The organism is Pseudoxanthomonas sp. Root630 (assembly GCF_001427585.1).
GTDB lineage: Bacteria > Pseudomonadota > Gammaproteobacteria > Xanthomonadales > Xanthomonadaceae > Pseudoxanthomonas_A.
Genome location: NZ_LMGY01000012.1, coordinates 720,135 through 732,332, shown reverse-complemented (window position 1 = coordinate 732,332; position 12,198 = coordinate 720,135). Strand labels below are relative to the sequence as shown.

Here is a 12,198-nt window from a genome sequence, read left to right as displayed (position 1 = left end):
ACTCGACGGACCCCACCGAGGACACCTGCCATTCGATGCATCATGACGCCGACCTGATCAACATCATCGCGGTAGGCCTCGCCCTGGCCTTCGTGCTGGGCGCGCTCGCGCACAAACTGCGCTTCTCGCCGCTGGTCGGTTACCTGATTGCAGGCATCTTCGTCGGGCCGTTCACGCCCGGCTTCGTCGCCGACCAGGCGTTGGCCAACCAGTTGTCGGAACTCGGCGTCATGCTGCTGATGTTCGGCGTGGGCCTGCACTTCTCGCTGGAGGATCTGCTCGAGGTCAAGGCGATCGCGATTCCCGGCGCCATCGCGCAGATCGCCGTCGCGACCGGACTGGGCTGGGCGCTGGCCTGGGGCATGGGCTGGACGCCCCTCAACGGCTTCGTATTCGGCCTGGCCCTGTCGGTCGCCAGCACCGTGGTGCTGTTGCGCGCGATGGAGGAACGCCGCCTGCTGGAAACCAGGCGCGGCCGGATCGCCGTGGGCTGGCTGATCGTCGAAGACCTGGTGATGGTGCTGGCGCTGGTCATGCTGCCGGTGCTCGCCTCGACGTTCGGTCCCGAGAACGGCGGCGAGAAGGCGACCTTCGGGGGCTTCGTGGTCGCGATCGCCTGGACGCTCATCAAGCTCGGCGCCTTCGTCGCCTTCATGCTGCTGGTCGGGCGGCGGGTCATTCCCTGGACCCTGGAGAAGATCGCCGCCACCGGTTCGCGCGAGTTGTTCACCCTGTCGGTGCTGGCGATCGCGCTCGGCGTGGCGTTCGGCTCGGCCACGCTGTTCGGCGTGTCGTTCGCGCTTGGCGCGTTCTTCGCCGGCATGCTGCTCAACGAATCGGAGCTGAGCCACAAGGCCGCCAACGATTCGCTGCCGCTGCGCGATGCGTTCGCCGTGCTGTTCTTCGTCTCGGTGGGCATGCTGTTCAACCCCGCGATCCTGGTGGCGCATCCGTGGCAGGTGCTGGCCACGTTCGGGATCATCGTCATCGGCAAGTCGCTGGCGGCGTTCTTCATCGTGCGCGCGTTCAAGCACCCGACCGGCACCGCATTGACCATCTCGGTCAGCCTGGCGCAGATCGGCGAGTTCTCCTTCATCCTCGCCGCGCTGGGCGTGTCGCTGAAGATCCTGCCGCCGGACGGGCGCGACCTGATCCTGGCCGGCTCGCTGCTGTCGATCATCGCCAACCCGTTCCTGTTCTCCTGGCTGGACCGCTGGCAGAAGAAGCAGGAAGCACTGGCCCCCCTGCCGGCCGAACCCGAGGTGCCACCGGGCCCTTCGCTGGACGTCACCGACCACGCCATCATCATCGGCTACGGCCGGGTGGGCAGCGAGCTCGCGCGCGTGTTGCGCGACCGCGGCGTGCCGCTGATCGTCATCGACGACAACGGCGACCACGTGGCCCGCGCGCACGACGCCGGCATCCCCGCGATCCGCGGCAGCGCCGCCGCCGACCGCGTGCTGGCCGAAGCGCATCCCGAGCGCGCGAAGATCGCCGTGCTGGCGATCCCGCAGCCGCTGGAAGCCGGCGAGGCACTGGCGAAGCTGCGCGCGATCAATCCCTCGCTGACGCTGCTGGCGCGCGCGCACAGCGAAGGCGAAGTGAAGCACTTGCTGGAGCATGGCGCGGACGGCGCCGTGCTGGCCGAGCGCGAACTGGCCTTCTCGCTGGCGGAAATGGTGATGTCCACCCCGCCCTACCGGCCGCAGCGCCCCGCGGGCTGATCCCGCGGGCTATTCCCCGGACGCGGCCGCCTCGGCCGCGGTTTCGACGAGCACTTCGGCCAGCGGCCGCGGCGCACCGTACAGATAGCCCTGCACGCGCTCCACGCCGATCCGGCGCAGGCAGTACTCGGTGTCCTCATCCTCGACGAACTCGGCCACGGTCTCCGCGCCGAAGGCCCTCGCCACGGCGACCGACGCCTGCACCACCGCGTAGTCCTTGCCCAGCTGCGCCACGTTGCGCACGAACGAGCCATCGATCTTGATGACGTCCACCGGCAGTTCGCGCAGCCGCGCGAAGCTCTGCATGCCGGTACCGAAGTCATCGATGGCGATCCTGCAGCCGAGCGCACGCAGGTCGGCCAACAGGTGGCTGGCCGCCGCCGTGTTGGAGATGGCCGCGGTCTCGGTGACCTCGAAGCACAGCGCGCTCATCGGCAACGGCGAACCGGCGAGCAGCGTGCGCAGTTCCACCTGGAAGCTCATCGAGGCCAGGCTCTGGCCGGTGAGGTTGATGGCGATCTCCCGGCAGTGCGGCAACGCGGACGGCGACTTGCGCAGCAACCGGAACAGCGCGCGCATCACCGCCAGGTCCAGCTCCGCGCCGCGACCCGCGGCCTCCAGCGGCGCCATGAACCGCGCCGGCGACATGATCTCGCCGCGTTCGTCCAGCAGGCGGCACAGCACCTCGCCGCTTAGCGCGCGCGGGTCGGCGTTCGCATCGGGCACCAGGTCGCGAATCGGCTGGAAGTACAGCACCACGCGCTCGTTGCGCAGGCTGGCCAGCGCTTCGGTGGCGTCGTGCAGTTGGCGGCGATGCGTGCGCCGCACTTGGGTATCGCCGACTTCGCTGTAGCGCGGGCGCAGTTCGCCATGGTGGCGCGCCTCGAAGGCGAGGTGCGACGCGGTGACCACGGCATTGTCCACGACGTTGGCCTGGGTGCCGTTGAACGCGGCCACGCCCAGGTAGGGCAGCAATCGGATCGGTTGCCCGCCGACGTCGATCTCGGCGTGTTCGACCCGCGCCATCACGCGCTCCCACAGGTCGGGGTCGCCGCCAGGCTTGGGCAGCAGGGCGAACTGGCCCGTGCCCACGTAATAGGTTTCGACCTGGTCTTCCAGCCGCCGTGCCACGGCGTTCATGGCCTGCGCCTGCGTGTCCAGGCCGAAGCCCGCCACCAGCGTGTCGGTCTGGTCGAGCAGCAGGTAACCCAGCTCGGTGCGCGACAGCGGCCGTTCCACGCGTTCGCGCAATGCCTTGAGGTTGGGCAGGCCGGTGATCTGGTCGCGCAGGGTCTCGGCCGAGAGGCGTTCGGCCAGTTCGTAGCGGTCGCGGTGGGTCAGCCACAGGTACATCATCGCCAGCAGCAGGATGTTCACTTCCAGCGTGATGTGCAGCAGGTTGAAGAAGCCCACCGCGCTGTTGGCGTACTCCGCCGTGCCCGCGACCATCCCCACCAGTAGCAGCAAGGTCAGCGACAACGCCGCCATCGCCCAGCGCGACGACAACCGCAGCATGCCCCAGCCCAGCACCAGCAGCAGGGCGAAGCGGTAATCCATCAGCACGAGTTCCGGCGCCGCGACACCGGTATTGAAGGCGCGGCGCACCAGCACCGCCGCCCATACGCTGGCCGCGAGGCCCGCACCCAGCGCGATGGGCCACAGCCAGTGCGAAGCCGCATCCATGCGCGGCGCGGGGTGCCCGCGCTCGCGCCATGCGACCACCAGCGGCAGGGTCACCACGGCCACGCCGAACTGCTTGGCGAAGAACATCTGGAAGACGGTGCTGATCGCGGCGGTCGACGTCGATACCGCGGCGATGCTGAAACCCACCAGCGCAAGCACCAACGGATACAGCAGCAGGCCGATGGCGGCGAAACGGAGCAGGTCCCGTCGCTGCACGCGCTGGCCTCCCGCGCGCGGCCACCCGGTCCAGTGCGCGCAGAGCAGGCTCCAGCCGAGCGTGAACAGGTAGCTGGCCGCGCCCCAGGCGAGCACCACGCTGGGCTGCCAGCCATCGAAGTACAACTGGCGCACCGTCCAGCCGGCGAGCGTCGCCAGGAAGCAGCCGGCGACCACGCGACGATCGCGCTCGAGCATGGCGATCGCCAGCAGCAGGCCGGCATGGAGGTGGATCAGCGAGGCGTCGGACTGCTGTCCGAAGAAATCGATGCGGTAGCTGACGGGCACCTGCTGCAGCAACAGGCAAAGGCCGCCGAGCAACAGCACTTTCGTGCTGACGCCCATGCCACGCGCCTGGCTGTCGGCGTGGTCACCCATGCATGCGGATCCTGTGTGTTGCCTTCCCCCGGCGCCGTGCATCCTGACACGGAAACGCAAGAGCGGGGAGTGCTGCGGCGCGCCGCGGCAACTTCACGCATTACCTACCGCGCGGGCGGACCGTTCGTCGGTCCGCCCGTGGTCGCGACGTCAGCGCGGCGCGCGCTCGAACTGCAGATGTCCGCCCGCCGCGTGCACGCGCACGTGGTCACCCGCCCCGAACTCGCCGGACAGGATCTTCTGCGCCAGTGGATTCTCCAACTGCGCCTGGATCGCGCGCTTCAACGGCCGCGCGCCGTACACCGGGTCGAAGCCGACGTTGCCGAGCAGCATCAGCGCCGAGTCGTCCAGCTCCAGCACGATCTGGCGCTCGGCCAGGCGCTTGGCCAGGTAGCGCGTCTGGATGCGGGCGATCTCGCGGATCTGCGCCTTGTCCAGCGGATGGAAGACGACGATGTCGTCCAGCCGGTTGATGAACTCGGGCCGGAAGTGCGCCTGCACCACGCCCATCACCGCGGCCTTCATCTGCGTGTAGCTCTCGGGCGTGTCGTCCGACAGCTCCTGGATCAGGCTGGAGCCCAGGTTGGACGTCATCACGATGACCGTGTTGCGGAAGTCCACCGTGCGGCCCTGGCCATCGGTCAGGCGACCATCGTCCAGCACCTGCAGCAGGATGTTGAACACGTCCGGATGCGCCTTCTCGACTTCGTCGAGCAGGATCACGCTGTACGGGCGACGGCGCACGGCCTCGGTCAGGTAACCGCCCTCCTCGTAGCCCACGTAGCCCGGGGGCGCGCCGACCAGGCGGCTCACCGCGTGCTTCTCCATGAACTCGCTCATGTCGATGCGGATCATCGCGTCGCTGCTGTCGAACAGGAATTCGGCCAGCGCCTTGCAGAGCTCGGTCTTGCCCACGCCGGTCGGGCCGAGGAACAGGAACGAACCGCTCGGACGGTCGGGATCGGAGATACCGGCGCGCGACCGGCGCACCGCATCGGACACGACCTTGATCGCCTCTTCCTGGCCGATCACGCGGCCACGCAGCGACTGCTCCATCTGCAGCAGTTTCTCGCGCTCGCCTTCCAGCATCTTGCTGACCGGGATGCCGGTCCAGCGGCTGACGACCTCGGCGATCTCCTCGTCGGTGACCTTGTCCTGCAGCAGGCGGAAGCCCTTCTGCTCGGCTTCCTGCGCCGCCGACAGCTGCTTCTCCAGCGCCGGCAGCTGGCCGTACTGCAACTCGCTCATCCGCGCATAGTCCTGCTTGCGCTGCGCGGCCTCGAGCTCGAGCTTCACGCGCTCGATCTGCTCCTTGATCTTCGTGGCGCCGGTCAGCGTGGCCTTCTCGGCCTTCCAGATCTCCTCGAGATCGTTGAACTCGCGCTGCAGCGATTCGATCTCGGTTTCCAGGTCCGCCAGGCGCTGCTTCGACTGCGCGTCCTTCTCCTTCTTCAGCGCCTCGCGCTGGATCTTGAGCTGGATCAGCCGGCGCTCCATCCGGTCCATTTCTTCCGGCTTGGAATCGATCTCCATGCGGATGCGGCTGGCGGCTTCGTCCATCAGGTCGATGGCCTTGTCCGGGAGCTGGCGGTCGGCGATGTAGCGGTGGCTCAGCTGCGCGGCCGCGACGATGGCCGGGTCGGTGATCTCCACGCCGTGGTGCACGGCGTACTTTTCCTTCAACCCGCGCAGGATGGCGATGGTGTCCTCGACGCTGGGTTCGCCCACGAACACCTTCTGGAAGCGCCGCTCCAGGGCGGCGTCCTTTTCCACGTACTTGCGGTACTCGTCCAGCGTGGTCGCGCCGATGCAGTGCAGTTCGCCACGCGCGAGCGCGGGCTTCAGCATGTTGCCGGCATCCATCGAACCCTCGGCCTTGCCCGCGCCGACCATGGTGTGCAGCTCGTCGATGAAGAGGATGATCTGGCCTTCGTTCTTGGCCAGGTCGTTGAGCACGCCCTTCAGGCGCTCCTCGAACTCGCCGCGGAACTTCGCACCGGCGATCAGGGCGCCCATGTCGAGCGACAGCACGCGCTTGCCACGCAGGCCTTCGGGCACTTCGCCGTTGACGATGCGCTGGGCGAGGCCTTCGACGATGGCGGTCTTGCCCACGCCGGGCTCGCCGATCAGCACCGGGTTGTTCTTGGTGCGGCGTTGCAGGACCTGGATGGTGCGGCGGATTTCCTCGTCGCGGCCGATCACCGGATCCAGCTTGCCGATCTCGGCGCGCTCGGTCAGGTCGATGGTGTACTTCTCCAGCGCCTGGCGCTGGTCTTCGGCGTTCTCCGACTGCACCTTCTCGCCGCCGCGCAGGCGCTCGATGGCCGCGCGCAGCTTCTGCTTGTCGGCGCCGCTGGCCTTCAACTCCTGGCCCGCGGCGCCGCTGTCGTCCAGCGCGGCCAGCAGGAACCATTCGCTGGCGATGTAGGTATCGCCACTGTCCTGCGCCAGCTTGTCGGTGACGTTGAGCAGGCGCGCCAGGTCGTTGCCGATGGACAGGTTGCCGGCCTGGCCGGTCACCTTCGGCAGCTTGTCGAGCGCTTCGCCCAGCCGCTCGCGCAGCACGGGCACGTTGACGCCGGCCTGCGACAGCAATGGCCGCGTGCTGCCGCCCTGCTGTTCCAGCAGCGCGGTGAGCACGTGCACCGGTTCGATCATGGTGTGGTCGCGGCCCACGGCCAGCGACTGCGCGTCGGCCAGCGCCTGCTGGAAACGCGAGGTCAGTTTGTCCATCCGCATCGGGAGAGCCTCAAGGGAAGTCGGGGCCGGCGAACGCCAGCCGATGCTACCCAGATGCGGTTAAGCGGCGGTGTTTCAAGAGGCCGCGAGACGGCGATTCAGCCCGAAGCCCCTCCTACAGGGCACGCGTCATGCCTTCTTCTGCAGCGACAGCAGGCCCAGCAGCACCGCCAGCGCGGCATAGGCACCGGCGAACTGCCACAGGATGGTCGCGCGCAGGCCTTCGACGTCCCACGGCAGGTAGATGCCGCCGCGCGGATCGACCGAGTGGATGATGCCGAACAGCGTCAGCACCGCGCCCACCAGCAGCGCGACGACCGCACGGCCGTTGCGCCCGTCGATCATCGCCACCAGCGCGGTGGTCCAGATCATCGCGGTGATGATGAAGCCGTTGCCCAGGGTGACGATGGTGGCGAGGTCCGGCAGGCCATGGCCGTCGACGCCTTCGTACAGGCCGGCGAAGTGGTCGGGCGCGATCCATGCCGGATTGCCGAACTTGATCGTCAGCAGGTACGCGACCGACGGCAGGAAACCCAGCGCCACCGCGATGGCGTGCTTGCGCGGCGTTTCGGTGAACGCCTGCACGGTGATGTCCAGGCCCACGTAGACGATGATCGGCGCCAGCACCGCGACCGGCAGCCACTGCACCAGTCCCGATACGTAGCCGAGCACGCCGCCCAGGCCGATGAAAAGCCCGGTCAGCAGCGTGTAACCCTTGCGCGCGCCCATGTGCTTGTACGCGGGCTGGCCGATGTACGGCGTGGTCTGCGCCACACCGCCGCAGACACCGGCGACCAGCGTGGACACCGCTTCGGCCAGCAGCACGTCACGCGTGCGGTAGTCGTCGCCGGCCGCACGTGCGCTCTCGCTGACGTTGATGCCACCGACGACCATCAGCAGGCCGAACGGCAACAGCAGCGGGAGATACGGCACGGTGTAGGCCAGGCCGTCCAGCCAGCCCAGCGTGGGCAGCGGCAGCGTCACCGCCAGCGGTACTGCGTCCGGCACCTTGAAGCCGGGCGCGCCCAGACCGGACAGGCCGAGCGCGTAATACAGCGCGGTGCCGACGATGAAGGCCACCAGTACGCCTGGCAGCTTCACCGGCAATTTGCCCTTCGCCACCAGCACGTACAGCAGCAGGCCGAAGGTGACGAAGCCGACGATGGGCTGGCGCAGTGTTTCGATCAGCGGCAGGAAGCCGAGCAGCGTCAGCGCCGCGCCCCCGATGGAGCCGAGCAGGCCCGCGCGCGGCACCGCCCGCGTGACCGCGTCGCCAAAAAACGACAGCACCAGCTTCAGCACGCCCATCACCACCAGCGCGGCCATGCCGAGTTGCCAGGTGGCGGTGGCCGCCGCCTGCTCGTCCAGGCCGGCCTGCTTGAAGCCGACGAACGCCGGGCCCAGCACCAGCAGCGCCATGCCGATGCTGGTGGGCGCATCCAGGCCCAGCGGCATCGCGGTGACGTCGTCGCGGCCGGTTTTCGCCGCCAGGCGATGCGCCATCCATGTGTAGATCAGGTTGCCGACCAGCACACCCAGCGCGGTGCCCGGGAACATCCGGGTGAACACCACCTCGGCCGGGAACTGGAAGATGCCGATCAGCGCGGCGGCGATGAAGCCGAGGATGGACAGGTTGTCCACCACCAGGCCGAAGAAGCCGTTGAGGTCGCCGGGTACGAACCAGCGGCGCACGGAAGAAGCCGATGCGGTCATGGAGTCGGGAATCAGTGGGGTGGGCGGGAAGCCGCCAGCATAAGCGCCCGCGCGACCGGCGGGCGCACCGGGTTCAGAACGATACGTCCACCGCGTGGCGCGACCACAGCACCGACTGGTGGCCGGTGGCCTGCTTCCACGCCAGGCGGATCGCCTCGATGTCGGCACGACGCTGCGGCGTGTCCTCGTGCAGCACCACCAGCACCTTGGTCTTCAGGCGGTTCGGCTCGCCCGCGTCGCGGAACAGCCATTGGCCGTAGGCGTCGAAGACGGTCAGCCCGTCGGGGAAGCGCGAGGTCACCTCCTTGTCGAGGAACGCGCGCCAGCGCTCCTCGGTGATCGTCTCGGCCTGCGGGCGGTCTGCAGGTCCCGTCTCCTTGCCGACGCCGAAATACAGTTCGCTGCGCACCCAGCCGGTGGCCTGTCCGGGACGCAGCGCATCGCCCTGCAGCGACGAGGTGGTGGCCGTCGGTGCATCGGCACTGCGCACGCTGGCGCATCCGGACACGGCCAGCAACGCGGTGGCCAGGAAAAGACTTCTCAACAGCATGGGGAACTCCAGTGGGGACGCGTACTGTCGGCGGACATCATCGCGCATCGAAATAACCGCTGGGAATGACGACATGGGATCACGCCATGGTCGGTGACGGTCATGAAGGAGAACCGGCGAGGTATGGTTCAGTCACCCCGGCGCACGCCATAGACCGGGAACGACGACCCACACGACACCTCTTGTCCCGATGCCGATCGCACGACCCGTAGCCGCCCGCGTCCCTCCTGGTCTCTCCCCCCGTGGGGCCGGCGGCTGCGGCTGTCGTTGCCGCTGAACGCATCCGTCGTCGCACCACCCTCTCCCGTACCCCACCCGCCAGGAGTTTCCATGTCCCGCCCCACCGTGGCGCCGCTCGGCGCTGCCATCGCGCTTGTCCTCGCCTTTCCCGCCGTCGCCCAGCAGGCGCCGGCCGATGGCACCACCGATCTCGACGCGGTGATCGTCACCGGCACGCGCGCCAGCGACCGCACGGCGCTGGAATCCACCTCGCCGATCGACGTATTGACCGCCGAGGACATCCGCAAGGCCGGCGTGCTCAACGGCGAACTCGGCAGCGCGCTGCAGGCGCTGCTGCCCTCATTCAACTTCCCGCGCCAGTCCAACTCCGGCGGCGCCGACCATGTGCGTGCGGCGCAGCTGCGCGGCCTGGCGCCGGACCAGGTGCTGGTGCTGGTCAACGGCAAGCGCCGCCACACCACCGCGCTGGTGACCACCGGCTCGAAGATCGGCCGCGGCACCACGCCGGTGGACTTCAACGCCATCCCGGTGAGCGCCATCAAGCGCATCGAAGTGCTGCGCGACGGCGCCGGCGCGCAGTACGGCTCGGACGCGGTGGCCGGCGTGGTCAACATCATCCTCGACGACGCGCCCGAAGGCGGTGCATGGGAAGCCAGCTTCGGCCTGCACCACACCGACGTGGAGCCGATCGGCCAGACCCTCACCGATGGCCAGACCAGCTTCCTTTCCGGCAAGGTCGGCACCGCGGTCGGCGATGGCGGCTTCTTCCGCGTGGGCTTCGAACTGAAGAACCGCGAGGCCACCAACCGCGCCGGCTTCGACCAGGTGCCGCCGTGGGACCAGACCCCGGCCAACCTCGCCGTGCAAGGCCAGCGCAACTACCACCTGGGCGATGGCGCCTCGAAGGACCTCAACGCCTGGATCAACACCGGCATTCCGCTGGGCGAGTCCGCGGAGTTCTACCTGTTCGGCACCTACAACAAGCGCGACACCGTGGGCGCCAACTACTTCCGCTATCCGGAGGGCGTGTCCAACTGGCCCGAGGTCTACCCCAACGGGTACCGCCCCGTGTCGCTGGGCGAGAACCAGGACGTGGCCGCGGTCGGCGGCGTGCGCGGGCAGTGGGGCGGCTGGAACTACGACGCCAGCCTCAACCGCGGCAGCAATACCTTCACCTACCGCCTGCGCGATTCGCTCAACGCATCGCTCGGCCCGACCAGCCCCACCCGCTTCAAGACCGGCGACTACGAGTCCACGCAGACGCTGGCGAACCTCGACCTGAGCCGCGGATTCGATCGCGGCACCGCCAGCCACGACCTCGCGTTCGGTGCGGAATTCCGCTTCGAGGAGTACGACACCGGTGCCGGCGATCCGGCCAGCTACGCGGCCGGCCCGTACACCGACCGGCCGACGGGCTCGCAGGCCGGCGGCGGCCTGACCCCACAGGACGTGGCCAACCTCGACCGCGACGTCGCCAGCCTCTACGCGGCGCTGTCCAGCCGCTTCGGCGAGAAGCTGACCACCGACGTCGCCGTGCGCTACGAGCACTACAGCGATTTCGGCGGCGAGCTGACCGGCAAGGTGGCGGCGCGCTACGAGTTCGCCCCGGCATTCGCGTTGCGCGGCGCGCTGTCGAACAACTTCCGCGCGCCGTCGCTGGCGCAGATCGGCTACGAGTCCACCTCCACCGGCTACAACGCCGCCGGCCAGCTGACCCAGGGCCGCCTGCTGTCGGTCAACAATCCGATCGCCCGCGCCCTGGGCGCACAGGACCTGGATCCGGAGAAGTCGATCAACGCCAGCCTGGGCTTCACCAGCCGGATCGGCGAGCACTTCGACCTGTCGCTGGACGTGTTCCATATCGAGATCGACGACCGCGTCGCACTGTCGGAAAGCATCACCGGCGATGCGCTGACCGACTTCATCGACGCCGAGTTCGGCGTGCCGGGCGTGCAGAGCGTCAGCTACTTCACCAACGCCGCCGACACCCGCACGCAGGGCGTCGAGCTGGTGGCGAACTGGCGGCAGGCGCTGGCCGGCGGCAACCTGCTGCTGACCGGCACTTACAGCTACGCGAAGACCGAGCTGAAGAACATCGTCGCGACCCCGGCCCAGTTGCTGGCGCTGGACCCGGACTACGTGCTGTTCGGCGTGGAAGAAAGCAACACGCTGACCGACGCCGCGCCGCGCACCCGCGCGCAGTTCACCGCGAACTGGGACAGCGACCGCTGGAACCTGCTGGGCCGCGTCAGCCGCCACGGCAGCGCCAAGCGCGTGTTCAACTTCGGCGGCGGTTTCGAGCCGGAACAGCGCTACGGCGCCGAATGGCAGCTCGACGCGGAAGTCGAATACAAGGTTTCCTCGAAGTGGAGCGTGGCGCTGGGCGGCCTGAACCTGACCGACGAGTACCCGGACCTGTCGAACGAGGACATCTACTACTTCGGCAACCTGCCCTACGACGTGCTGTCGCCCATCGGCAGCAACGGCGCGTACTACTACACCCGGGTGCGCTACACCTTCTGACACCCATGTGCATCGCCGCCTCCGCAGCGGAGGCGGCCACCAACTGATCGGACGGGCGCCGCGGCACGGGAACGGGCGGGCAACCGTCGCACGCAGCGGCTGGCTGGCCAGCTGCGCGCCGGCGCCCGGACGGTCAGACCGCGCAGCAAGAAACTCACGGCATGCAGGGAGAGGAACGCGTCGCCACGCGCCCGGGGGGGCGAACTGCGTGGACACCGCTTAAAGACGTAGAGCTTAGCGAAGACATGCTGTCGCATCGCAATGCGCACGGAGGGGGCGAACTGCGTGGACACCGCTTAAAGACGTAGAGCTTAGCGAAGACATGCTGTCGCATCGCAATGCGCACGGACGGCGAACCACGTGGACRCCGCTCTGCAGCGAAGCATGAAGAATCCGTCGCCATGCAACGGGCCATCCCACGCTACGGTCGCG

At 68.4% G+C, this 12,198-nt stretch carries 6 protein-coding genes; 2 read left to right on the top strand and 4 right to left on the bottom strand.

The genetic code is table 11. The features are described from left to right. Positions 1–35 precede the first annotated feature (35 nt). Positions 36–1,724 (top strand): YbaL family putative K(+) efflux transporter, encoded by a 1,689-nt coding sequence (gene ybaL, locus ASD72_RS09415; RefSeq protein ID WP_056879640.1) that lies wholly within the window; start codon positions 36–38, stop codon positions 1,722–1,724. A 9-nt stretch (positions 1,725–1,733) separates the two neighbouring features. Here the strand turns inward: ybaL and ASD72_RS09410 are convergent, their stop codons facing one another. From ASD72_RS09410 to ASD72_RS09395, 4 genes are all read right to left on the bottom strand, one after another. Continuing rightward, a complete protein-coding gene (locus ASD72_RS09410) occupies positions 1,734–4,001 on the bottom strand; it encodes a bifunctional diguanylate cyclase/phosphodiesterase (protein WP_056879639.1) in 2,268 nt (755 codons plus the stop codon). Positions 4,002–4,151: 150 nt separating this feature from the next. Then, entirely contained in the window at positions 4,152–6,740 is a 2,589-nt protein-coding gene (clpB, locus tag ASD72_RS09405; protein WP_056879638.1) for an ATP-dependent chaperone ClpB, read from the bottom strand. 129 nt (positions 6,741–6,869) lie between these two features. After that, positions 6,870–8,453, bottom strand: coding sequence for a hypothetical protein (locus ASD72_RS09400; RefSeq protein WP_056879637.1), 1,584 nt, complete (start codon positions 8,451–8,453; stop codon positions 6,870–6,872). Between the two features lie 73 nt (positions 8,454–8,526). Next, on the bottom strand, positions 8,527–9,003 hold the full coding sequence (locus ASD72_RS09395) for a DUF3574 domain-containing protein (protein ID WP_056879853.1): 477 nt from the start codon (positions 9,001–9,003) through the stop codon (positions 8,527–8,529). A 330-nt stretch (positions 9,004–9,333) separates the two neighbouring features. On the opposite strand from ASD72_RS09395, the gene ASD72_RS09390 reads away from it, so the two are divergent. Then, on the top strand, positions 9,334–11,766 hold the full coding sequence (locus ASD72_RS09390) for a TonB-dependent receptor (protein ID WP_056879636.1): 2,433 nt from the start codon (positions 9,334–9,336) through the stop codon (positions 11,764–11,766). The last annotated feature ends 432 nt before the right edge of the window (positions 11,767–12,198 follow it).